Consider the following 23,470-nt stretch of genomic DNA (forward strand, 5'->3'; position numbering starts at 1 on the left):
GCCATCACGAAACGATAACGAGCGGCCTTCCGGTGACCCACCGGCCGGCCCCACGCCCCACGTATGACCCTTCTGTAACAGCTCCCGGGCGGGCCCCTTCCGCCGCCCGGTCACCGATCGCGATCTGCTTAGACTGTCGGCGTGCCACGAGTCCTTATTGTCGAAGACGACCCGGATGTCCGGAAGGCCGTCCAGCTGGGGCTGCGCCACCAGGGACACGAGGTCTTCGCCGCCGGAACGGGTGAAGAGGGATTGGAACAGCTCCGCCCCTTCCACCCGGACGTCGTCGTGCTCGACCTCATGCTGCCCGGGATGTCCGGTCTCGACGTGTGCCGCCGCATACGCGACCGCGACCAGGTGCCGATCATCATGGTCACCGCCAAGGGCGACGACATCGACGTGGTCGTGGGGCTCGAGGCCGGCGCGGACGACTACGTCGTCAAGCCCGTGCAGGCCCGGGTGCTCGACGCACGCATACGGGCCGTGCTGCGCCGGCAGGACGCGTCGTTCTCCGACGCCGTCCGCCCCAGGGCGGAGTCCCACGGCGAGCTGGCCATCGACCGGGCCGGACTCGTGGTGACGCACCGAGGTGAACCCGTCGCACTCGCCCCCTCGGAGCTCCGGCTGCTGCTGACCCTGTCGGCCTCGCCCGGGCAGGTCTTCAGCCGCCAGCAACTGCTGGAAGCGGTCTGGGAGCACAGCTACTACGGCGACATACGGCTCGTGGACGCCTGCGTGAAACGACTGCGCGGCAAGCTCGGCGAGCTCGGCGGCGCTCCCCGGTACATCCAGACCGTGCGCGGCTTCGGTTACCGCTTCGGTACCGCGTGAGCCGCCGGAGATCGGCACGGCCGCGCAAGGCCGTGCGGCAGCGCGAAGCCGCGGCGACCGGGCAGGGCCCCAGGTGGACGCGCCTCCACCGCGCGGCACTGGCGAAGGTCCCGCTCCCCCTGCGGGGCCTGCGCTCCCGCCTCGTCGTGGCCTTCGTCCTGGTGACCATGGCCGGAGCACTGAGCACCGGAGCCGTCACCTTCCGGGAGGCGCGCACCGGCGTGCTGCAGCAGAGCCAGGACGCCGTCATCCAGCAGTTCCGGGACAGCGTCGACGCCGTGGCCGAATACACCCCCACGAATCCGGACCAGTCGGACCTGCAGACGGCGGTGAACCAGGTGTTCCGCGCCAACCAGTCCCAGGGCTGGCGGGTCATGGCCACGTACGGCGACCTCCGCGCCTGGGTGGTGGGCGCCGAGTTCGACATGCTCAGCCCGGAACTGCGCCGGAGCGTGGCGACCAAACGCGCCGCGGTGTTCCAGCGGGTGACCACCGACGGGCGTCCCTGGCTCGTCGTCGGGTTGCCGGTCACGTACACCAGCGGCGAGGGCAAGGAGCCCCAACTGTCGGGGCTCGTGATGTACCTGGTGGTGCCGCAGGACACCGAGCAGGCCTACGTCAGTGCGATGGTCAGCGCCATCGAGCACGCCTCCCTGGTCGCGCTGGGCCTCGCCGTCGTCCTGGCGCTGCTGGCCGCGCGAGGTGTCCTCCGTCCGGTACGGGCGTTGCGCGGGGCGACGCGCCGGATGGCCGAAGGCCACCTCGACGTCCGCCTGGCCGTCAACGGCTCCGACGAACTGGCCGACCTCTCGGAGTCCTTCAACCACACGGCGGCCGAACTGGAGCGTTCGGTGGCGGAGTTGCGCCGCCTGGAGGCCCAGGCGCGCCGCTTCGTCGCGGACGTCTCCCACGAACTGCGGACGCCGCTGGCGGCGATGACGGCGGTCACCGACGTGCTCGACGAGAACGCCCTGCGGCTGGACGTGGAGACCGGCGAGGCACTGCGGCTGATCAGCGAGGGGACCAGCCGGCTGAGCGGGCTGGTGAACGACCTGATGGAGATCTCCCGCTTCGACGCGGGCGCGGCCGAACTCAACGTGGACGAGATCGATCTGGCCGACTTCGTGCACCACTCCCTCGCCGCCCGCGGCTGGCAGGGCCAGGTGGAGACCCATCTGCCCCCGCCCGGTGTGCTCCGGACCCGCGTGGATCCGCGCCGGCTCGACGTGGTGCTGGCCAACCTGGTCGGCAACGCGCTGCGGCACGGGGCGCCGCCGGTACGGCTGACCATGAGCGTGCGGGAGGAACGGCCGGACGTGGCGTGGGCCGTCATCGAGGTGACCGACAACGGGAAGGGCATCACCGAGGACGCCATGCCGCACATCTTCGAACGCTTCTACAAGGCGAACAGCACACGGACCAGGAGCGAGAGCAGCGGTCTGGGCCTCGCCATCACGGCGGAGAACGTGCACCTGCACGGAGGGCGCATCACCGCGGCCAACCTGCCCTGGGGCGGCGCGGCGTTCACCGTCGAACTCCCCCTGCACCGCGACTCGGCCGCCGACGGCGACGGCACCGACGACGTGATCGAAGGTGCCCGGTGAAGGGGGCGCGCGTCGCGGCGCTGACGGCCGGGCTCGCCGCCGGGCTCACGCTGGCGGGCTGCGGAGTCCCGCCGTCCGGCGTCATCGAGGCCGGCGCGCCGGCGAGCGGCATGTTCTACGCCCCCGAGCCCGCGGTGACGGCCCCCGTGTCCCTGTATTTCCTGCTCAACGGCGATCCGACGCCCGTCGGCCGCAAGCTCGCCGATCCTTCGGACGTTGCAGCCGCCGTGCGCTTGCTGTTCGACGGACCGGCCGGAGGCGAGGCCGACAAGGTCACCACGGAGCTGCCGCACCTCGCGGTCGCACCGGAGGTGACGGTCGGCAAGACCGGCCTCGTCTCCGTCCGGCTCCCCGAAGGCATCCCTCCCCTCAGCCACCCGGCCATGCTGCAGCTGGCGTGCACGGTGTCCCACGTGGGTGGGTCCTCCGCCACGCTGCCCTCGGTCTCGGGCGGAGGCGGCGCCGCCGCGTCTCCTTCCGTCGCCGTGCGGGACTCCCTGTTGTACAAGGGCGTCGATGTGCGCGGGGACGGATGGACGATGACGCAGTCGGCCGACGCCTGCCCCGACGCCGGCCGCTCGTAGGCAAGGCCTCCGCTCCCCGGCCCTGGTCAGACCTGGACGGTGCCGCCGTCGACGAACAGCTCCGTACCCGTGACGAAGCGGCTCTGGTCGGACGCGAGGAAGAGGACCACGTCGGCGACGTCGTCCGGAACGCCGATGCGGCCGAGCGGGATCCGGGAGACCAGGAACTCCTTCATGCGTCGCCCCTCCTCCGTGCCCGCCCCGAGCGCCTGGTCGAGCTGGGGCGTGTCGATCGTGCCCGGACTGATGGCGTTGACGCGGATGGACCGGTCCTTGAGCTCGTTGGCCCAGGTGCGCGCGAAGGACCGGATCGCCGCCTTCGTGGCCGAGTAGACGCCGAAGCCCTCGGGGCCCTCGACCGTCCAGATCGAGGCCGTGAGGATGACGGACGCACCCTCGTTCAGCAGCGGCAGGACCTTCTGCACGGTGAAGACCGTGCCCTTCACGTTCACACCGAGGAGGAGGTCGAGGTGCTCCTCGGTGACCTCCGCGAGCGGAGCCCGCTCCCCCACCCCGGCGTTCGCGTGCAGCACGTCGACCCGGCGGCCGTCCGCGGCGATGCGCTCGCAGAGGCGGTCGAGGTCGGCGGGGACGGCGACGTCGCCATGGACGCCGGTCGCCGCGGGCCCGATGCGCGCCACGGCCGCGTCCAGCTCCACCTGCCGCCGGCCCATGACGTAGACGTGGGCCCCCTCCTCGGCGAAGCGACGGGCGCTTGCGAGGCCGATCCCCGTCGAGGCGCCGGTCACCACGGCCGTCTTCCCCTCGAGTCGTCCCATCAGGTCCTCCTCAGCCGGCCCGAGGTGTCACCGCTCCTCGCGGCCCGCGTTCAGACGCCGTAGATCCGTTCGGGCCGCACCAGCACGGCCGCCCGGCCTTCGGCGGCCATGACCTCGTCGTAGGCGTCCCAGTCGTCATGGGTGCCGCCCGCCGCGGTGAAGATCTCCCGCAGCAGCAGGCGCCTGCCGTCCGCGTCGACCGCCGGATGCGGGTCGTCGGGACCGATGACCTCGGCGTCCCCTTCCACCGTCAGCCAGTGCCATCCGGAGCGCACGCACGCGGCGAGCCGGGGACGCCCCCTGAGGTTGGCGAGCTTGACCTTGCCGTAGGTCACGAACGCCACCGCCTCCAGGCCGGACACCGGATGCCTCATGACCCCGAGGTTGACCACGGAGGACTGGATGCTCCGGTCGGCGCGCAGCGTCGACACCACACCGAGGCCCTGCTCGGCGCGGGCCAGCTCCGCGAAGTCGTTCAACGTCGCCACTGTCGTCCCCTGCCTGTTGCGGTGCGCTCCGGAACAACGATGACACGCGATCGCGACGCGGACCTGCCGGCCTCCATGCCACCCCGGGCCGGGCCCGACCCTGAGTTGCGGAGCAACAGAGCGCCACATAGCGTCTCGCTTCATCGCACTACCCTCATATCGGATACCGGCCCGGCCCTCCTGCCCCGCACCCCGTGGCGATCGCGCATTCCGTGCGGCATCTCCCGCCGTCTCCGACGAGGTACGTGCACGCCCACGACGCTTCCCTCCCGGGAATCGGACGACCGGAGACCTGCCATGCCCGACATTGCCCGTCTGATTTCCCGGCGAAAGCTCCTGCTCACCTCCGCCGGCGCGATGACCGCGGCGACCACGGGGGCCGTCGGCATGGCCTCACGGACGCCGGACGCGGTGCACGAGCGGGCGGCGGAGGGCACGGGCATCCGGCCCTTCCACGTCGACATCCCGGAGGCGGCTCTCGCCGAGCTCCGCCGACGGGTGAACGGGACGCGGTGGCCCGACCGCGAGACCGTCCCCGACCAGTCGCAGGGCGTCCGGCTGGCGACGATGCGCGACCTCACGCGCTACTGGGGAAGCGACTACGACTGGCGGAAGATCGAGGCGAAGCTCAATTCCCTGCCGCAGTTCAAGACCAGGATCGACGGGCTCGACATCCACTTCATCCACGTCCGGTCCCGCCACCAGGACGCGCTCCCGATGATCCTGACCCACGGCTGGCCGGGCTCGGTCCTGGAGTTCCTCAAGGTCATCGACCCCCTGACCAACCCCACCGCCCACGGCGGCCGCGCGCAGGACGCGTTCCACGTCGTCATCCCCTCGATGCCCGGGTACGGCTTCTCCGAGCGACCCACCACCCCCGGCTGGAACCCCAGCCGCATCGCCCGCGCCTGGGCCGTGCTGATGCAGCGTCTGGGGTACACGCGCTATGTCTCCCAGGGCGGCGACTGGGGCGCGGTGGTGTCGGACAAGATGGCGGCGCAGAAGCCCCCCGGGCTGATCGGCATCCACGTCAACATGCCGGCCACCGTGCCGCCGGCCATCGCGAAGAAGCTCGCCTGCGGCGACCCGGCCCCGTCAGGCCTGTCCGCCGACGAGAAGGCCGCCTACGACAAGCTCAACGCCTTCTACAAGACCGGCTCGGGCTACTCCGCGATGATGGTCACCCGCCCGCAGACCGAGGGGTACGGACTGACGGACTCGCCCGCCGGACTGGCCGCCTGGATGTACGACAAGATCGCCGCCTGGACCGACAGCGACGGCGACCCGCAGCGGGTGCTCACCAAGGACGAGATCCTCAACGACATCAGCCTGTACTGGCTCACCAACACCGCGGTCTCCTCCTCCCGCCTCTACTGGGAGAACAACGCCAACAACTTCAACGCCGTGTCGATCTCGATCCCCGCCGCCATCACCGTGTTCCCCGGCGAGATCTACCAGGCACCGCTCAGCTGGGCGGAAGACGCGTACCACGACCTCATCTACTACAACAAGGCTCCGCGGGGCGGCCACTTCGCGGCCTGGGAGGTCCCGGACATCTTCACCAGGGAGCTCCGCGCCGCGTTCTCGGCACTGCGCAACCCCGGAACGCCGGGCAAGTAGCCGTCACGGCCTCGCGGTGGCTCATCACCGCGAGGCCGCATCCCCATGGTCCGAGCAAGGGGGTCCCCACCCGCAATGCTTGCTCGGTCAAATAATTGAACAGCACGGCATAAATACGTTCAAGTAGCTTGACCCGCCATCAACTCGTGCGGCTCACGCCGGAGGCTCGGCCGCCAGGAAGGCGCGCAGCCCGTCACCCCCCCCCAACCATGACCGCAGGCTACGGGCATCCGGTCCAGTGATGCCGTGGGGGGCGTCGGCTGCCCCGACCGAACGGCGCGGCAAGCCGGCGGGTCAGCGGTGCCGCACCCACACGTTCGGCTCCACCAGCGTGCCTCGATCAGCGCCGTGATCGATCACCAGTGGCGCGAGGGCCCCGGGGACGACATAGCTGCCCGACGCGGGGAGGGGGAATCCCACCCACTCCTCCCACTGCGCGACGGAGCCCTCCATCGTCATGGAATGCTCCGCCGCAGCCAGCACCCGCGCGCCCGAACGATGGTGCGTCCTCAGCCACGGGTCCAAGGGAGCACCGTCCGCCCGCGCCCAGTTCATGAACTCACCCATCGGGGTGAGCGGATAGCGCGCCTTCAGCGGCGGCCGCACCGGGGCGATCACGCGCGCCAGACCGGCGCGCTCCGCCGCCGACGCGAGTCGCGCCAGCACCTCCGCTGCCAGACCACGCCCCTGCAGATCCCGGCGGACCTGTGCGGCCGCGATCACCAGCGTGTCAGCCCTGCCACCCGCCTCGTACAGCGCGACGGCCCGCACCAGCGAGCCGTCGTAGCCGGCGGGCAGGTCGTCGCGCGACCCGTCCCACCGCACCGGCACGCCCCACCCGCCTGCCACGATCCGGTCCTCGCCGTCGACGAGGAGGAGGTTCAGTTCGCCGAACCACCGCCGCACCCGGTCCATGTGCTCATCCGCGACCGGGTCGTGGAAGATGAACTCCGGCCACTCCTCGCCGAAGATCCCCTCCGCCTGCCCGTGCAGATCGGGACGGTCATCGAAGAGATACGTCTGCAGATCCACAGCGCTGGAGCGTACGCCGCACCGAACGCCGGGTGCCGGGATTTTCGGCGCCGCCTGTGGCGCCGGTGGTGGCCGGTACCGCACGAGGGGTGTGCGGAGCGCGGGGCGGTTAGCATCGCGAGGACCACTTCCGGACGAACGGAGTTCACCCGTGGGCCACCTGCGCATCGGGGTTGCCGTCCTCACCATGGGCAACCGGCCCGCCGAACTCGATGCGTTGCTGGCCTCGGTCGGCGCGCAGGATCTGCCGCCGGCGCGGGTCGTCGTGGTGGGCAACGGGTCCCCGCTGCCGGCGCTGCCGGACGGGGTGACCGGGGTGGTCCTCCCGGAGAACCTGGGGGTGGCGGGTGGTCGCAACGTTGCCCTGCAACGGCTGCGGCAGTTCGGGGATGTCGACGTGGTGGTCGACCTGGACGACGACGGGCTGCTGATCACGGCCGACGTCTTCCGCCGTTTGGCGGAGCTGTACCGCCGGGACGCACGGCTGGGCATCGTGTCGTTCCGGATCGCGGACGAACTCGGCCGCACCCAGCGGCGGCACGTGCCGCGGCTACGGGCTTCGGACCCCATGCGCGGCGGCCTGGTGACGACGTTCCTCGGCGGAGGACACGCGTTGTCGATGCGGATGCTGGAGGAGGTCGGCGGCTGGCCGGACGCGTTCTTCTACGCCCACGAGGAGACGGACCTGGCGTGGCGGGCGCTGGATGCGGGCTGGCGGATCCGGTACGCGCCGGAGCTGGTGCTGCAGCACCCATGGACGTCCCCGACACGGCATGCGGTGTTCTACCGGATGGTGGCCCGGAACCGGGTGTGGCTGGCCAGGCGGCGTCTCCCGACCCCCTTGGTGCCGGCGTACCTGGGGGTGTGGGCGGTGCTCACGGTGCTCAAACGGCCGTCACCGGAGGGGCTTCGGGCCTGGTGGGGCGGCTTCATGGAGGGTGTTCGCACGCCGTGCGGGGCGCGGAGGCCCATGCGGTGGCGCACCGTCGCGCGGATGACCGCCCTGGGCCGCCCCCCGGTGGTGTGATGTGATCACCCAGGGCCCGGCGACGGGCTCCGGTGACAAGCACGACACGAAAGGTGCCGCGATGAACGATCAGGTCAGCCCCGCCCGCCTCCCCGGCGCGGTGAGCGTCCTCGGAGGGCCCACCACGGTGATCGACATCGGCGGGCTCCGCCTGGTGTCGGACCCCACCTTCGACGACCCGGGCGACCACGGGTACCTCACCAAGACGGCGGGGCCCGCCGTCGGCGAGGACGCCCTGGGGCCGGTGGACGCGGTCCTCGTCAGCCACGACCTCCACCCCGACAACCTGGACACCCGCGGCCGTGCCTTCGCCCTGGGTTCGCCGCTGGTGCTGACCGGGCCCGCCGCCGCGCGGCGGCTGGGCGCCCCGGCCCAGGGGCTGTCGGCCTGGGACCGCGTGGAGCTCCCCCGCCCGTCCGGAGGCACCGTCACCGTGCACGCCGTCCCCGCCCAGCACGGTCCCGACGACGGCGAACGCGACGAGCAGGGTCATGTGAACTGCGAGGTCACCGGCTTCGTCCTGACCGGTGACGAGCTGCCCACCGTCTACGTCAGCGGCGACAACGCCTCGCTCGCGGTGGTGGCCGAGATCGCCCGCCGCATGCCGCCCGTCGACGTGGCCGTCCTGTTCGTGGGTGCGGCGCGCGTCCCGTCGAAGATGCGCGGCCGGCCTCTGACGCTGACCGCGCAGCGGGCCGGCGCCGCCGCCTCCGTACTGGGGTCCCCGATCGTCGTCGCCGCCCACTGCGACGGATGGGCGCACTTCAGTGAGACCCGCGCCGACATCGAGCGGGCCTTCGACGACGCCGGGCTCGCCGCGCGGCTGCGCACCGCGGGCAACGGCGAGTGGATCGACCTGGGTCAGGCGGTCGCCCAGCGCTGACCGGTCGGCACTCGCACCGACCATGGCGACCTGGCTTTAATTTGTGCATTTAGCCGTGGTAGCTTCTGGTCCGGCAGGGGGGCGGGTCGACCGATTGAGATGACCGGTCACTTTCATCCTGGGTGACCGCGTTTTCAGCCGCTACGGGCAACGCGGCGGTCGGCGGCCCGTTCCACTGTCGACGGGCATCGGAGAAATCTCGGGCGGTGATGTCGAGAACCCGTGGCCGGCTCCGTCCCCGGGGTGAAGGCGGCCACAATGGGTCGCACCGGCACCAGGGAGAACCACCATGGCCAAGTACCTGCTCCTCAAGCACTACCGCGGCGCACCGGCCGCGGTGAACGACGTGTGCATGGACCAGTGGACGCCCCAGGAGATCTCCGACCACGTCCAGTACATGCAGGACTTCGCCGCCCGCCTGGAGAAGACCGGCGAGTTCGTCGACGGCCAGGCCCTCGCCCCCGAAGGCACCTGGGTCCGCTACGACGGCGAAGGCCGCCCGCCCGTCACCGACGGCCCCTTCGCCGAGACCAAGGACCTCATCGCCGGCTGGATGATCATCGACGTCGACACCTACGACCGCGCCCTCGAACTCGCCGGAGAACTCTCCGCCGCACCCGGCGCCGGCGGCAGGCCCATCCACGAATGGCTCGAACTCCGCCCCTTCCACGCCGCCCCGCCGGCCCCGTAGCCCGACGACCCACGCCGGGCAGGCCCGCCGAGGGGATCCGTTTCACGCGCCGGGCACGTGCCGCACGTCGAACCTCGCGTCCGCGACGATCCACAGGAGCGCACCGGCGTCGAAGGCGATGAGGAACGAACCGTCGGCGACCACCTCGACGTCCGTGACGGACTGACCGAACAGGTCGAGCACCGGGGCGAGGGCAGAGCCCGTTCCGGGGTGCATGTCGTGGTACTGGCCGTCGTCGTCCCGCAGGCGGAACCCCGTTTCCAGGACCAGCTCCGTGGTGACGCCTGACGTCTCACCTCCCTCCGCAGGGGCGAGACGCAGGCGCACCCGGTCGTCGCACGACGTGTCCTGCACCCGACTGCCGACCAGCGCTTTGAGGCTCTTCACCGCATGACTTCCACATCGCTCTGATGGCCCGGCAGGTGCTCCTGTCGAGCAGGGCACCCCCGCCGTATGCCGCTCGGACAGGCCGCCGGGCTCGGGGAACCGCCACAGATCCGGGGCTGGTACCGCCACCCAGGGCTGACAACGTTGTCCACCCTACCTCCAACCCTCAGCCCGCTCGTAGATGATAACGATCATCCAGCTGTCCCATCAAGCTCACGTTCCGTGGCGGTCCGGCCACACCTCCGACGCCCCTCGAGGATGGCGCGTCAGTGGTGGTGGCCGTGCCGGCCGAGGGTCTCCACGGGGGTCGCGCCCGGGCGGGTCCACTGCGGCACGGGGCGGCTCGTCGGGCCCCAGGTGGCGTTCCCGTCCGCGTCCGAACGCCAGGACCAGCAGGCGTCGCCGCCCTTCGGCCAACCCTCGGGCTTGTCCTCCCACGCCTCGCCGCGACCGTAGGGCGTCATGTCGAGCAGGCCCATGGACCCGTTGACCGCTTCGTTGCCGCGCCCCGTCGTGGAGTAGGTGAGGAACACCCGGTCGCCGTCGCGCAGGAAGCAGGTGAGGTACCCCATGCTGCCGCCGGCCGGCCCGTCCACGTCGCGCACCGAGTACCAGGGCTGGGTGTAGCCCATGAACTCGACGTACGGGGCCACCTCCTCCCACCTGCCCGTGGTCAGGACGGCGAACGAGACGCCGCGGGCGTTGAGGTAGACGGCGTCCCTCAGGTGCCAGGCCGTGGTCGTGCAGCCCTCGCACTGCCCCTGGTGCGGCGCGCCGTCGTGCCACATGTGCTTGTAGACCACGAGCTCGTCGCGGCCATGGAACAGGTCCAGGAACGGGACCGGGCCGTCGGGTCCGACGACCTCGACCGTCCCGTCGAACTCCACCATCGGCAGCCGGCGGCGCGCCGCGGCGAGGGCGTCGCCCTCGCGGGTGTGCGCCTTCTCGCGGAGCAGGAGCTCGTCACGGGCGGCCTGCCAGGTGGACAGGTCCACGACCGGCGGGCGGCCGGGCAGCGCGGTGGTCGGGTCGTCCGATGTGGTCGTCATGGTGTCCTCCGTGGTGTCTGGTGCCGGGCAGCGTCGTACGGCCGTCGACGGCGTCCTGCGACGGTCACCGGAACAGACTCCCGCCGCGGCCGGAACTCATCGCGCCGGGCGCGAACACGGCGGCTCCCGGCATCCGGGTGATCCAGCCCACGACGATTCGGGACACGCGGCAGGCACTTCGGGCCGCCGGGCTCCCAAGCGCCTGTTCGTGCGGATCGGAACCGTAACTTCGATATCAGCAGCCGCCCGCTCCCGGGCTGGGGGCGTGTCCGTGGACAGGACCGCGGACCTCCGGCTGCAGTCAGGGTCCGTGAGGTGGACGACAGGAACCTCACCGCCCGCCACCGTCACCTTTGGAGGAGTTCCGCCGATGAAGACCGTCACCCACTGGATCGGTGGCAAGCCCTACGGAGACGCCGCAGGCGCCTCCGGCACCTGGGGACCCGTGACCGACCCCGCGACCGGAACGGTCACCACCCGGGTCGCGATGGCCGGCGCCGACGAGGTCGACGCCGCGGTCGCGGCGGCGAAGGAGGCCTACGCCACCTGGCGCACGTCCCCGCTCGCGCGGCGGATCGCGATCCTCTTCCGCTACCGCGAACTGCTGGACGCGCGCCGCGACGACCTGGCCGCGCTGATCACCGCCGAGCAGGGCAAGGTCCACGCGGACGCGCTGGGCGAGGTGGCCCGGGGCCTGGAGATCGTCGAGCTGGCCTGCGGGCTGGGCATGGCGCTCAAGGGCGACACGTCCACCGAGGTGTCGGGCGACGTCGACGTGGCGTCGATACGGCAGCCGCTCGGCGTGGTCGCGGGCATCTCGCCGTTCAACTTCCCCGCGATGATCGGCATGTGGATGTTCCCCATGGCGATCGCCTGCGGGAACACCTTCGTCCACAAGCCCAGCAGCAAGGCCCCGTCCGCGTCCATGCTCCTCGCGGAGCTCGCGGCCGAGGCGGGCGTGCCCGACGGGGTGCTCAACATCGTGCACGGCGACGAGGTCGCGGTGAACGCGCTGCTCGACCACCCGGACGTGGCGGCCGTGTCGTTCGTGGGCTCCACGCCCGTCGCCCGCCACGTCTACCGCAGGGCCTCCGCGAGCGGCAAGCGCGTCCAGGCCCTCGGCGGCGCGAAGAACCACATGCTGGTCCTGCCGGACGCGGACCTCGACGCGGCCGCCGACGCCGCCGTGAACGCCGCCTACGGATCCGCGGGCCAGCGCTGCATGGCGGTCTCCGTGGTGGTCGCGGTCGGCTCGGCGGGCGACGCGCTGGTGCCGCGGATCGCCGAGCGTGCCACGAAGGTCAAGATCGGCCCGGGCGACGACCCGACGTCCGAGATGGGCCCGCTCGTCACCAAGGCACACCGTGACGAGGTCGCGGCGTACGTCGCGGGCGCGGCCGCCCAGGGCGCCGATGTGGTGCTCGACGGCCGGGGCTTCACCGTCGAGGGCCGCGAGAACGGGCATTGGATGGGCATCTCGCTCCTCGACAACGTCAGCACCGACTCGGACGTCTACCGGAACGAGATCTTCGGCCCCGTCCTGTGCGTGCTCCGCGCGGAGACCTACGAGGAGGCCATGCACATCATCAACGGCTCCCCGTTCGGCAACGCCAGCTCGGTCTTCACCCGCGACGGCGGTGCGGCCCGCCGGTTCCAGCTGGAGGTCGAGACCGGCATGGTCGGCGTGAACGTGCCGATGCCGGTGCCGGTGGGCTACCACTCCTTCGGTGGCTGGAAGGACTCGGCCTTCGGCGACCACCGCATGTACGGCAGCGAAGCCGTGCACTTCTACACGCGCGGCAAGGTCATCACGAGCCGCTGGCCGGGCCCGGCCGAGCTGACGGCCGGCTGACGACCTGGACTTCCCCTCGTCCCGCTGACCGCCCCCCACACGCGGCCGCGCCGGCTCCCCTTCCGTGCCGGTGCGGCCGTCGGCCCTTGCCCGCGGTGACCCGTCAGCCTCGTCGCCCGGGGACTGACCAATGCCGAGATCGCCGAGGCGCCCTCTCGGCCGGCACGGTGAAGACGCACCTCGCCAACGTGCAGACCAAGCCGGCCGCCCGCAATCGTGTGGAGATCGCCGCCTGGGGGAGTCCGGTCTCCTGGACCGGCGTTGACGAGCGAGGGCCCGGACGGCCTGGTCAGGTGGTCAGTTCCGTCTGGGCCGCCGCTGCGGAGAAGGGGGCGTGGCGGATGTACCACTCGGTGGCGAGCAGTCGCTCCCGGGCATGTGATGGAAGGCCTGCGATCACCCCCGGCACGGCTCCGCGTTCGACCTCGGAGCGGTGCGCCAGCACCGCCGCGACCTTCTGCGTCATCCAGGGACGGACGTCGACGGTCGCGGTGACCTGTTCGTCCGGGACGCTGTACATCGCCTTGCGCGCACCGACCAGATGGTGCAGCGCCGGCACGGCCGAGCTCGGGTGGGCGGCCAGGTACAGGGAACGCGGCTGCCAGGGGGCACCGGCATCCGGGTAGAGCTGCCCGAGCCCGGCCGCTTGTGCGGCGATCACGGTCACCCGATGGGTGTGCACGTGATCCGGGTGACCGGGAAGGCCGCCGTAGGCGTCATGGGTGACCATGACGTCGGGGCGGAACTCCCTGATGTGCGCGACCAGTCGGTGCACCACCTCGTCGAGCGGCGCGTCGCAGAACCTCGGGCGGCCCGGGGCCGACCGGGGCACCCGCGCATCGGCGTAGCCGAGCATCCGCGGCGCACCGGCGCCGAGGATCCGCAGCGCCTCGCCCAGTTCCGCGGCCCGCGCGCTGTCCGCGGCCCAGGTCGCCGTGACGACCGCGGTCCGGGCACCAGCGGCCGCGTGACGGGCCAGCACTCCGCCCGCCGACAACGACTCGTCGTCCGGGTGGGCGAAGACCCCGAGCAGGCTCGGCACGGACATGGGCGGACCGCCTTCCTCCGCGCTGCGACTCCCGACGTCGCTTACGAGGGGGCCACTTCACCACACCGCTCGGTCAGAGGAGGGCGTCGAGGACGAACACCTCCGCCAGGTGGAAAACGGCAGCGCCCACTGGCGCGAGCGCGGCGCACAGCCAGTAGCGGCGCACCCCGGCACGCGCCAGGTAGACGGTCAGGAGGCCGGTGAGCAGCGCGCCGACAGCCAGGAAGACAGCCGGCTCTCCCCAGTAGTGGAGGGCCAGGCCCAGCCAGAGCCCCTCCCCCGGCACCACCATGGCGATGACGGCCCCGGCCATACGCGGGCCGCCCGGTGACGAGTGAAACGATCTCGCGGTGTCTGGTGTGATCACGGCTTCGGAGCCCCGGGACCCCGCCGTCGTGGAGCTCCGCCGCGACCGCCGCCTCAAAGGCGACGGAGTCCCCTGCGCCATACGCGGCATCGCCCGGATGCACAACCTCACCCTCGCCGGATACGAGCGACCCGTATGACGGCCAAGGGCTCCCGAGGCAGCTCGCAGATCAATGACGGGACGGCTCTCGGCCCGTCACAGGCTTCCGGGCTCACGCGTCAGCCCCTCGATGAACGACCGGAAGTCCGGGGCAAGGTGCAACTCCGCTTCGAGTTCCGCGTCGAACCAGGTCACGGAAGGCTCCCCGTGCCGCCCGCAGGCCCGGTAGTCCAGCCCGATCCAGCAGGGGCCGTCGCCCGAGACCAGCACCACCGCGGTGGGGAGCCCCCATTCCCGGACCAGGTACGGACTGTCGAGCATGGAGAGTGCCGCCGCGCGGTGCCCGATGCCCATGAGGAGGTCGACCGGGACATGATCGGCACTCCACGAGGTCGGCTCGCTCGTGGGAAGGCGTTGCGGTCGGCCGCCACCGCGCCTCCGTTCTGCCGGCGCAGCAGATCGAGCAGGGAACCGGGGAGTGTGACGCCCAGCGAGCGCTCGGCCTCCACGATCAACGGGTCGGTCAGGGGCTCCTGAATTCCGTACTGGCCCTCGGTGTCCCAGAGGGAGCGGCGAAGGTCCTCGAAGCGTGCCATGGCCGGAATCGTAGGAGCTCTGATCCTGATGTGGCGCTTCGTCTCGTGGCCCGGGACGGGCGGCCCGGTCGGCGGTGGGAACACACGCGCGGAGCACCCAATAGAATCCTGGCATGCTGCTTTTCCACTTCACGCGGCCGGAGCTGTGGCCGCTGATCCTGGCAGACGCAGAGATCAAAGCGACCTGGCCGACGGCTCAGGAGGGCAGGCAGGAGCTGGCGGGGACCGTGCACCTCACGTCCGATCCCAGCCCCGCCTCGCTCCCCGGACCCTTCCGGGACTGCACGGTGCGGTTCACCGTGGAAGTGCCGGCCCCGGAGGCGCAGCGGTGGCACGCGTGGGCGGGCACCAGGCTGCCGGCCCAGACCGTCCACGTGCTGACGGCGACGCACTTCGGGGAGCGCCCCGACGAGTGGTTCGTCGTGGAGCGGGCCATCCCGTCGGCGGAGTGGGTGTCGGTCGTGGATCTGCAGATACAGAAACCTCTGTGGCCCCAGCCGTAGGCCTCCGCAGCCCGAACAGGGCGGGGCGAGACTCGGTCTCGCCCCGCCCTGTTCAGGTGTTCGCGGCCGTGCCCGTCAGCGCAGCGTGTACGCCGTGGGGAAGGTCTGCCTGACGGTGTTGCCCCCGGTATCGGTGGCGCTGATCCGGAGACCGACACCCTGGGCGGCCTGATCCTGCTTCGGATGCTTGATCTTCGCGGTGAAGGTGTTCGTACCGGCGGCCTTGCTGGTCACCGTGTGCCAGCTCCGGCCACCGTCGAAGGTGGCCTCGACCTGCAGTGAGTTCACCTCGGGCGGGGTGCTGAGGCGTTCCTGGTAGTAGCCGACGACCGTGATCTGGTGGATCTCCCCGGCCTTGGCCGTGTTGTCCAGGCCGAGACCGAGGTCGTAACGCAGGAAGATCAGCGGCTCCGGGCGGCAGGCCGCGCGGTTGTCGCCGACCACGTCGCCCATGCACGGTTGGAGCTGCGGGGCGTCGCCCTTGGTGGGCTTGTCGGAGGTGTACTCCCACACCGTCTTGACCCCGTTGGTCTCCGCCTCGAACGTGTACCGGGCCGATGTGGCCGGCAGGTCGTAGGCGACGAGGTCCCCGGAGCCCCCGGCGCAGCCGGAGAGCGCGAGCACCGCCGCGGCCGCGAGCGCCGCGAAGATCCCGTTCCGGCGCCGTGTGGACGGCAGGCTCGTGTTCATCGCGCTGGTCTCCTTAGCGGTTGCGGCCGTCATCGCCGGCTCTCGAAGATGCCGACGTGGAGTCGCTGCAGACGGCGTTCGACTTCGTCACCGGACTGGTTCAGCAGCTCGAATTCGCAGGTGGAACCGAGGGTCGGCAACGTGGGCGAGGCCGTCGCGGCACAGACCGGGGCGCCGAAGAGGAACTCCGCGAGGTTGTCGTTGTTGACGATGCCGACCACGGCCTGGCGGGCGCCTCCGCTGCTGGTCAGCTGGAAGGTCGGGTAGAAGGTGTCGCCCTGCCGGCAGCCCGAACACGGCGTCGCGGTGGCCAGCGTGAACCCTGACTTGGTCCGCACCTGCGGCACGGCGCCCGGTACGGCCGGACCCTCGTTCCAGTGGACGTCGTCCCTGCCCGTCAGGACCATCTCCCGCCTCTCGCCGCGGGCTTGGACGAGGACGGAGTCCGCTCCGTGGTCGGCCCAGGCGGCGTAGAACTGGTCGATGGCGTCGGGCTGCCGCTTGATGAAGGTGGTCATCGTCTGCTGCGTGCTCGTGTGCGGCAGGGCGTCGCCCATCGCACCCGGGGCGGACTCGGACTGCTGCCACCAGAGCATCCTGGTGACCACTCCGGGCCGGTCGGCGTGGAAGTAGTGGTCGACCCTGTCGAGCTCGCCCTTCCCGACGCGGTGCTCCAGGTCGGAGGGGATCCGGCCGTCGGAGTGGTACCTGGCCGCGTAGGTCCGCGGCGCAGCGCTGCCGCCGAGCTCGATCTTGACGTTCGACCGGTCGGCCTTGATCCGCTTGATCAGGCGGTCCGCCTCGGCGTACGGCACCTTCACGACCGGCAGCGCGGCGTACGGCTCGACCTTCGGACAGCTCTGCGGCCCGTCCGTGCACAGGGCGAGTTCCAAGGAGCCGCCCACCGAGTTGAGGTCCGGTGCCGAGACCAGCACGCCGACGGCGCCGGCAGCGGCGGCGGCCGCCACCCGTTCGTCGCGGAGCCTGGGGAAGTCACAGCTGGTGCCGCAGATGTCAGTCGGGGTCAGCAGCACCAGCTTGCCCCGGGCGTTGACGCCGGCGAGCTCGGGGGCGGAGCCCGTGCCCGCGTAGACCACCGGCACGCGTCCCTTGATCGGCAGTCGCGCGATCGGGGCCGAGACCTCGCGGACGACCGACTTCTCGCCGTCCTGCCACATCTGGGAGCCGACGAGCGAGGCGTCCGGGGTCCGGTAGCGGGCGGTCAAACTGAAGGGGGCACCGCCGCCCGTGGCCCGCATGGTGACGACCGGAGTCGTCCGCACGCTGTAGGTGTCCTGGGTGAGGGTACCCGTGTGCACCTTGCCGGTGGGCAGCGCCCACCAGTTGGGCTCGTCGCCGTATCCGGTCGTCAACGCCGTCAGGAACGACCGTGTGCCGGTCGCCGAGATCCGCCGGGTGTTGTCGCTCATCTCGTAGACCTCGGTGGATTCCGGGAACCGCACGGTCAGCGGCTTGAGCTTGCGCAGGTCCAACGTGACCGTGGTCGCCTTGGCGAGGTCCACCTCCGCCACGACCGGCGCGGCCTGCTGCCACTCCCCCGCCGCGTCCCGCCACTTGAGCGGGACGGTGGCCGAGTAGGGTCCGCGGAAGAGCGAGAGGGTGAAGGTGTCGGCACCGAGCGCGCTCGTCACGTCCTTGCCCAGGCCGGGGATGTCGTCGCCGTCGAGGGGAAGGAAGGAGGCGGATCCGTATTCGACGTCGGTGGCGCCCGGCGGGCGGATGACGTTCACGGTCAGCGGGAGCTTCTGGGGCTCGAGGAAGGCGGTGACCGGGACGGCCGACCGCAGTGCTCCCGAGGAGTCCCGGGCGTTGAGCAGTCCGGAGTAGCCGCCGAAGGCGCCGTCGGTGCCGAGCACCCGGCCGTCGAGCGTCATCGACACCTCGGCCGAACCGCCCGCGGGTACGACCACCTCGTCGGCGCTGAGGGTGATCAGGCCGGCGGGAGCGGCCTTGCCGGCGGACGACACCGAGGCCGTGAGGTGGAGCGTGCTCGGCTCGTCGGTGTGGTTGGTGTAGGTGATCTTCCGCGTCTGCGGCGCGTGCGGGTAGGCCAGGCGGCCGAAGCCGAGGTTGCCGTTCGCGGTGGTCCGCGGGTCGATCGCGGCGGCGACGTCCACCCGGCCGACGCCCTGGGCGTCCCGGTCGAACCCCAGGTCGGTGGCGGTGCTCATCAGCAGCGCCTTGATCTCCCGTCCGGTCAGGTCCGGGTGCTGCTGGGCGATGACGGCCGCGGCGCCGGCCACGTGCGGGGTGGCCATCGAGGTCCCGCTGGCGGTGGTGTAGTAGTCGTCGACCGTCGTGCCCATGGCCGTGCCCGCGGCGCGTGCCGCAACGATGTCGACGCCCGGGGCGGCGATGTCGGGCTTGGCGGCGCCGTCCCCGATCCGCGGTCCGCGGCTGGAGAAGTCGGCCATCTTGTCCTGCTTGTCGACCGCCGCCACGGTCAGTGCCTCGTCGGCGGCGCCCGGGCTCCCGACCGTTCCGTTGGCCGGGCCGGAGTTGCCCGCCGCGACCACGAACAGGGTCCCGGTGGCGCGGCTGAGCTCGTTGAGCGACTGGCTCAGCGGGTCGGTCCCGTCGGTCGGGTCACCGCCGAGGCTCATGTTGACGACCTTGGCCCCGGAGTGGGCGGCCCACTCCATGCCCGCGATGACGGCGTCGTCGGTGCACTGCCCCTGGTCGTCGCAGACCTTTCCGACCCGCAGTTCCGCGCCGGGTGCGACGCCCTTGCGCACCCCGCCGGACGCGGCTCCGGTGCCGAGGATCGTGGACGCCACGTGGGTGCCGTGCCCGTGGCCGTCTCGGGTACCGCTGGGACTGTCGGTGAAGTCGACCTTCTCCACGAGGTGTCCGGACACGTCCGGGTGTCCGGCGTCGATGCCGGTGTCGAGCACCGCCACGGACACGCCCTTGCCGTCGTACCCGCGGTCCCAGGCGACGGGCGCGCCGATCTGCGGTACGGAGGTGTCGAGACTGATCTTGGCCAGCCCGTTGAGCCACACCTTCTTGACCCCGGCCAGGGTCCCGGCGGACCGGGCGGCGGCGGTGCCGGAGTCCGTCTTGCCCCGCACCCCCTGCCACCAGCGGCCGCCGTCGGCTATCTCCATCGAGCGGCCGTTGATGCTGGCGAGCGTCCTGCCGGCGGTCGCACCGGCGACCTCGGGGGCTCGCTGGGCCCCGGTCTTCCCGGTGTAGGTGACCAGCACGGGCACCTCGCCGCCCTTGCCGGCCGCGGCGAGCGTCACCAGCTCGGTCAGGTCGAAGAGTCCCCAGTCGAGCAGTCCGCTGCCGACCAGCGCGAGGGCGTCGTTGGGGACGACGTACACCTTGCCCGTGCGGGTGATGGTGTGGAACACGACGGGGGATCCGTCGGGCCGTGCCGCGCTCTCGATGGCGCGGACGGTCGGCTTGCCGTGGGCGTCGACGGCGACGTCCACCTTGTCCCCGGTGATCAGCGTCACCGGCACGGTGGCTCCGGAAGCGGAGAACGTCCGCGCGAGGTCATCGTTGTCGATCACCGTCGTCTTCTTGGTCTGGACGACTCCTGGAAGCGTCACCTTCCGGGCAGGCTCGGCCGCGTGGGTCGCCGTGGTCGACGCGACCATCCCGAGGATGGTCAGACCGACGGTCACGGCGCCCAAGCGTCGTCTGGCTCGCCTGTTTTCCCTTCGCCTCATCTATTCGATCTCCTGTGAGAGTGATGACCGGGGGGAGAGCTGGTGCGATGTGCCCCGAGGCCGCACAGCGGCACCGGGCCTCCTGGCTAGAGCGGTTCGTACTCGCCCACGACGTCGGCATCAGCGCCCGCGTGCTGGGCGGCGGAGGCGTCCGCTGGTTCGGCCGGCGCTTCTGCCGGCGCCGGTGCGGGCCGGGAACGGAGTCCCGGCTCGAGCAGGTCGGCTGTCGGCTGGGGCGTCGGCGGTTCTGCGGGCAACATGGGGACGAGTGTGCAACCGGGCCCGACGCCGCCTCGATTGGTCAGATGCGGGATTTAACTGGTCGTTCGCCCGTGGGTCCTTTTTTCGTCCCGGGCGATGACGGTGAATTCACTCGTCGCCCTGCGGTGTCTGCCCCTGCTCGCCCACGAGTCGCAACTCCACGACCCTGAGGGCGAGTCCGGTCCGCGACGTCACCTGCAGTTTGCGCATGGCCGACTTCACCTGGCTGGCCACGGTCTGCGTCGACACCACCAGCACGTCGGCGATCTGCCGGTTCGTCCGGCCGTCGAGCAGCAGGCGGGCGACTTCCAGCTCGCGCGGGGAGAGGTGGTTGCCGTAGCTGGGCCGTCCCCGGCCGCGCGTCTCGCGGCTGTCCCCATTCCGCTCGTTCAGGGTCCGTGCCACCCGGTCGGCGTCGTGGTGGGCGCCGAGCTCCGACAATGCTCGCCGGACGTCGGCCAGCACCGGCAGAGCGGCCTCGTCCCGGCCGTCGGCGAGCAGGCAGCGGGCGTGGCGCTCCCGTGCGAGCAGGGCGTCGTAGGGGCGCGGCAGTGCCTGCCAGGCGTCGGCTGCCCGGGCGAACAGCGAGGCGGCGTCGGTGAGCCGGCCGTCGGCTTCGGCCAGGATGGCGCGGCACAGCACCACGGACGCCCGCGGCGCCGGGGCGTCCCTGTCTCCCAGGGCCCCCTCGAAGGTGTCGGCCAGGTCGGCGGCGCGGCCGAGCTGACCGGCGGCGACCAGGGCCGCGACCCGTGCCGGGGCGAACTCGACGGCCCGGGACCAGATGCCGCCGCTGACGGCGATCTCGGCCGGCTGGTCGGTGAGGCGGAGCGCCTCCTCGACCTCGCCGTCGCGCAGGCACAGCTGCGCCAGCGCGGCCGCGGCCTCGATGCGTTGCTGGTCGTCGCGTCCGGCGAAGCGCAGGCGTGCCTCCGCTGCCTCCCGGTCCCCGGCGGCGGCCTCGATCAGGCCCGCCACGAGCGCGGCCTCGCACCGGTCCTTCAGCCGTACGCCGCCGTCGTCGTCGACCAGCCGCGCCGTCCGCTCGGCGAGTCCCGGCCAGGCGCCGGTGAACCAGTCGAGGTGGGCCCGGGAGGAGGCGATGCTGTCGAGGTAGTCCAGGAGCTGGTGGCGCTCGGCGAGTGCCTGGGCCGTGGCCAGCCGTGCCCTGGCCTCGTCGTACCGGCCCCACCTCGTCGCCTCCTCGCCGACGTTCGTGTGTCCTATCGCGACGATGGCCGCCGCCCGGGGATCGGAGACGTCGTCCGGGATCTGCCGGGCCGCGTCCCAGCCGGCCTCCTCGCCGAGCATGAGCAGCGCGAAGGCGCGTTCCACGAACAGGCGCAGCCGGTCGTGGGAGGCCATCGCCTGGGCCAGCGGCGGTGCTTCCTGCAGCCACCGCAGGTGCTCCGCGACAGGGCGTGCGTTCCCCAGGGGCAGGGCGAGCAGGATGCGGGCGCGCGGCGCCTCCGGCGAGTCCAGTGCGAGATGGGGCACCGCCCGCAGGATCTCGAAGCGGCCCGCCTCGATCTCTCCCGCCACCATGAGGACCCGGCCGACCTGGAAGCGGACCAGGGCCTGCTGTCCCGGCGTCAGGACCTGGCCGCAGAGGGCCGCTCGCAGCGCGTCGATGGTCTTCGAGTACGGGTCGGAACCGGACAGCGCCTGGAACTGGATCTTCGTCACCAGCCGTACCAGCGGTTCCGCCGGGAGGGCCACGGTGGTCACCAGGCTGTGCAGTAGCAGTGCCGAGGTGGCCACGTCTCCGGACTGGACGCAGAGGTCGGCCGCCTGCTCGGTGTACCGGCACGCGGCGTCGACCTCGCCGGCCAGCCGGAAGTGCCGGGCCAACTGCGCCACCGGCGGCAGCGGCCATCGCTCCAGTGCCCGGCCCGCGCGCAGGTGCATGGCGCGCCGCTCCTCGGCCGGGATGGCGTCGTACACGGCGTGACACGCGAGCGAGTGACGGAACGACCACTGCCCGGGCCTGTCCTCACGCAGCAGGCCGCAGCCGAGCGCTTCGGCCGCTTGCGCGGCGAACCGGTCCTCGGGCAGGCCGGTCACGGCCCTCAGGGTCGCGTGGTCGGCCGGGCCGGACAGTACCGACACCGCGTACAGGACGGTCCGGACATCGGGCCGGAGCCGCTGGACGCGTTCGAGCATGGCGTCGCGGATCGTGGGCGGCACGTCGATGCGGTCCAGCCGGCGCCGTGCCCACCCGCCGTCCTGGCTGATCAGGTCGGCCCTGTCGTGCATCAGCCGCACCGACTCCTCCACCGCCAGCGGCACACCCTCCGTGCGTGCGTGCAGGAAGGTCGCGAACTCGGTCGAGACGTGTCCGTCGGCCAGCATCGACGAGACGAACGACGCGGTCTCGGGGATGTCCAGCGGCTGCAGTGTCAGCCTGACCAGGTGCGCGTCGGCTGGCGGCCGGGAGGACAGCCGCAACAGCAGCGAGTCGGCGGGCACTTCCTCCCGCCGGTAGGTCAGCACCACGCTCAGCGTCTGCGGTCGGCGGGAGACCAGGAACAACAGGAACTCCAGCGTCGCCTCGTCCGCCCAGTGCACGTCCTCGATCGCCAGCACCGCGACGTCGAGCCGTCCGAGGACCTCGACGAACGCGCGAAACAGCCGGTGCCGGGCGGCGCTCGCGTCCTCCAGTGGCTCCGGCGCGGGAGGCAGGTCGTCGGCCCACTCGGGGAACAGGGGCCGCAGCGCACCGCCCAGCCCGCTCAGCCCCAGGGTGGCAACGTTGTCAACACCGTCGCGCACCGCGTCCACGACCGCCCCGAGCGTGTACGGCACCCGCAACTCCGGGCAGGCCCCGACGAGGACACGACGTCCCCGCTCGGCCTGCGACCCCAGGAATTCGCGCAACAGCCGGGTCTTGCCGATACCCGCCTCACCTTCGAGCAGGACGAGCGCGGGGGCCGGCCCGAGCGCCCCGCCCAGGGCGGCGAGCTCCCGCTCCCGGCCCACGAACCGCGGCCCGGAGAGCGCCGGATGCCGACCGGCATCGGTCTGGGTCCGTCCAGCCACCGTCCGCTCCCTTGATCGATCAACGCCACGCCGGTGCTGACTTTATCCGGGAGAGATCATTTGGGTGGCGGTACCGGCTCGGACAGCTGAACGACGAGCGATCCCGCGGGCTCCTCGTACGGGGTCGCCATCGCCGTCGGGCATGTTCCCGGCGCCGACGCGGTGCCTGCCGGTCGCCGGGCACGCCGACACGCGCAGGAGGGCCTCCTCGCGTCACCCGGATGGGCTAATCGCACGGCGCCCGCGGACGTCTCGTGCTGGCCTGGAGGGGGTGTACGAGCGAGGCGACACCATGTGCGACCTGCGGCAACACTATGTCGGCCCCACCCCATCGCCGACCGG

At 71.8% G+C, this 23,470-nt stretch carries 20 protein-coding genes and 3 pseudogenes; 11 read left to right on the top strand and 12 right to left on the bottom strand.

Features of this window, described 5'->3' with window-relative positions:
- The first annotated feature begins 141 nt into the window (after positions 1-141).
- From PV410_RS18810 to PV410_RS18820, 3 genes are read left to right on the top strand one after another with little or no spacing between them, the layout of a single operon-like run.
- The gene (locus tag PV410_RS18810; RefSeq protein ID WP_500325925.1) at positions 142-831 is read left to right on the top strand and encodes a response regulator; all 690 of its coding nucleotides are present in this window, start codon (positions 142-144) and stop codon (positions 829-831) included.
- Entirely contained in the window at positions 828-2,435 is a 1,608-nt protein-coding gene (locus tag PV410_RS18815; RefSeq protein WP_500325927.1) for a sensor histidine kinase, read from the top strand. The genes PV410_RS18810 and PV410_RS18815 overlap by 4 nt, the downstream gene beginning before the upstream one ends.
- Positions 2,432-3,019, top strand: a complete 588-nt coding sequence (locus PV410_RS18820; RefSeq protein WP_500325929.1) for a hypothetical protein — start codon at positions 2,432-2,434, stop codon at positions 3,017-3,019. Before PV410_RS18815 ends, PV410_RS18820 begins: the two co-directional genes overlap by 4 nt.
- A 26-nt stretch (positions 3,020-3,045) precedes the next feature.
- On the opposite strand, the gene PV410_RS18825 is transcribed toward PV410_RS18820, so the two are convergent.
- Complete coding sequence (locus PV410_RS18825; protein ID WP_500325931.1) at positions 3,046-3,798, bottom strand: SDR family NAD(P)-dependent oxidoreductase; 753 nt, start codon at positions 3,796-3,798, stop codon at positions 3,046-3,048.
- A 50-nt stretch (positions 3,799-3,848) separates the two neighbouring features.
- Positions 3,849-4,277, bottom strand: a complete 429-nt coding sequence (locus PV410_RS18830; RefSeq protein WP_500325933.1) for a TIGR03618 family F420-dependent PPOX class oxidoreductase — start codon at positions 4,275-4,277, stop codon at positions 3,849-3,851.
- Between the two features lie 306 nt (positions 4,278-4,583).
- Here PV410_RS18830 and PV410_RS18835 point away from each other — a divergent pair, with 306 nt between their 5' ends.
- Positions 4,584-5,906, top strand: coding sequence for an epoxide hydrolase family protein (locus PV410_RS18835; protein WP_500325935.1), 1,323 nt, complete (start codon positions 4,584-4,586; stop codon positions 5,904-5,906).
- A gap of 294 nt (positions 5,907-6,200) precedes the next feature.
- Here PV410_RS18835 and PV410_RS18840 read toward each other — a convergent pair whose 3' ends face one another.
- Positions 6,201-6,938 (bottom strand): GNAT family protein, encoded by a 738-nt coding sequence (locus tag PV410_RS18840; RefSeq protein ID WP_500325937.1) that lies wholly within the window; start codon positions 6,936-6,938, stop codon positions 6,201-6,203.
- A 151-nt stretch (positions 6,939-7,089) separates the two neighbouring features.
- On the opposite strand from PV410_RS18840, the gene PV410_RS18845 reads away from it, so the two are divergent.
- From PV410_RS18845 to PV410_RS18855, 3 genes are all read left to right on the top strand, one after another.
- The gene (locus tag PV410_RS18845; RefSeq protein WP_500325939.1) at positions 7,090-7,965 is read left to right on the top strand and encodes a glycosyltransferase family 2 protein; all 876 of its coding nucleotides are present in this window, start codon (positions 7,090-7,092) and stop codon (positions 7,963-7,965) included.
- 61 nt (positions 7,966-8,026) lie between these two features.
- Positions 8,027-8,848 carry an MBL fold metallo-hydrolase gene (locus PV410_RS18850; protein ID WP_500325941.1) on the top strand — a complete coding sequence of 274 codons (822 nt, stop codon included), beginning with the start codon at positions 8,027-8,029 and terminating at the stop codon, positions 8,846-8,848.
- Between the two features lie 289 nt (positions 8,849-9,137).
- Positions 9,138-9,539, top strand: coding sequence for a YciI family protein (locus PV410_RS18855; protein WP_500325943.1), 402 nt, complete (start codon positions 9,138-9,140; stop codon positions 9,537-9,539).
- Positions 9,540-9,581: 42 nt separating this feature from the next.
- Here the strand turns inward: PV410_RS18855 and PV410_RS18860 are convergent, their stop codons facing one another.
- Positions 9,582-9,926, bottom strand: a complete 345-nt coding sequence (locus tag PV410_RS18860; RefSeq protein WP_500325945.1) for a DUF6188 family protein — start codon at positions 9,924-9,926, stop codon at positions 9,582-9,584.
- A gap of 266 nt (positions 9,927-10,192) precedes the next feature.
- Positions 10,193-10,975, bottom strand: coding sequence for a DUF899 domain-containing protein (locus PV410_RS18865; protein WP_500325947.1), 783 nt, complete (start codon positions 10,973-10,975; stop codon positions 10,193-10,195).
- 370 nt (positions 10,976-11,345) lie between these two features.
- On the opposite strand from PV410_RS18865, the pseudogene PV410_RS18870 reads away from it, so the two are divergent.
- Positions 11,346-12,855: pseudogene (locus PV410_RS18870) on the top strand (CoA-acylating methylmalonate-semialdehyde dehydrogenase).
- A gap of 74 nt (positions 12,856-12,929) precedes the next feature.
- Positions 12,930-13,063: pseudogene (locus PV410_RS18875) on the top strand (LuxR C-terminal-related transcriptional regulator); the annotation flags it as partial.
- Positions 13,064-13,116: 53 nt separating this feature from the next.
- Here the strand turns inward: PV410_RS18875 and PV410_RS18880 are convergent.
- Positions 13,117-13,875, bottom strand: coding sequence for a PIG-L family deacetylase (locus tag PV410_RS18880; RefSeq protein WP_500325949.1), 759 nt, complete (start codon positions 13,873-13,875; stop codon positions 13,117-13,119).
- A 73-nt stretch (positions 13,876-13,948) separates the two neighbouring features.
- Positions 13,949-14,167 (bottom strand): hypothetical protein, encoded by a 219-nt coding sequence (locus PV410_RS18885; protein WP_500325950.1) that lies wholly within the window; start codon positions 14,165-14,167, stop codon positions 13,949-13,951.
- A 106-nt stretch (positions 14,168-14,273) separates the two neighbouring features.
- Here PV410_RS18885 and PV410_RS18890 point away from each other — a divergent pair.
- Positions 14,274-14,381 (top strand): annotated as a pseudogene (locus PV410_RS18890) (IS5/IS1182 family transposase); the annotation flags it as partial.
- Positions 14,382-14,437: 56 nt separating this feature from the next.
- Here the strand turns inward: PV410_RS18890 and PV410_RS18895 are convergent.
- The gene (locus PV410_RS18895) at positions 14,438-14,695 is read right to left on the bottom strand and encodes an SMI1/KNR4 family protein (RefSeq protein WP_500325952.1); all 258 of its coding nucleotides are present in this window, start codon (positions 14,693-14,695) and stop codon (positions 14,438-14,440) included.
- A gap of 355 nt (positions 14,696-15,050) precedes the next feature.
- On the opposite strand from PV410_RS18895, the gene PV410_RS18900 reads away from it, so the two are divergent.
- The gene (locus PV410_RS18900; protein WP_500325954.1) at positions 15,051-15,440 is read left to right on the top strand and encodes a hypothetical protein; all 390 of its coding nucleotides are present in this window, start codon (positions 15,051-15,053) and stop codon (positions 15,438-15,440) included.
- A gap of 75 nt (positions 15,441-15,515) precedes the next feature.
- Here PV410_RS18900 and PV410_RS18905 read toward each other — a convergent pair whose 3' ends face one another.
- The 4 genes from PV410_RS18905 to PV410_RS18920 form a co-directional block, all read right to left on the bottom strand.
- On the bottom strand, positions 15,516-16,130 hold the full coding sequence (locus PV410_RS18905) for a hypothetical protein (protein WP_500325956.1): 615 nt from the start codon (positions 16,128-16,130) through the stop codon (positions 15,516-15,518).
- A 29-nt stretch (positions 16,131-16,159) separates the two neighbouring features.
- The gene (locus PV410_RS18910) at positions 16,160-19,783 is read right to left on the bottom strand and encodes a S8 family serine peptidase (RefSeq protein WP_500325958.1); all 3,624 of its coding nucleotides are present in this window, start codon (positions 19,781-19,783) and stop codon (positions 16,160-16,162) included.
- Between the two features lie 131 nt (positions 19,784-19,914).
- Positions 19,915-20,088, bottom strand: coding sequence for a hypothetical protein (locus PV410_RS18915; RefSeq protein ID WP_500325960.1), 174 nt, complete (start codon positions 20,086-20,088; stop codon positions 19,915-19,917).
- Between the two features lie 109 nt (positions 20,089-20,197).
- Positions 20,198-23,128 (bottom strand): helix-turn-helix transcriptional regulator, encoded by a 2,931-nt coding sequence (locus tag PV410_RS18920; RefSeq protein ID WP_500325962.1) that lies wholly within the window; start codon positions 23,126-23,128, stop codon positions 20,198-20,200.
- Between the last annotated feature and the right edge of the window lie 342 nt (positions 23,129-23,470).

Origin of the sequence: Streptomyces sp. PA03-5A (genome assembly GCF_033792725.1) — a bacterium.
Lineage (GTDB): Bacteria > Actinomycetota > Actinomycetes > Streptomycetales > Streptomycetaceae > Actinacidiphila.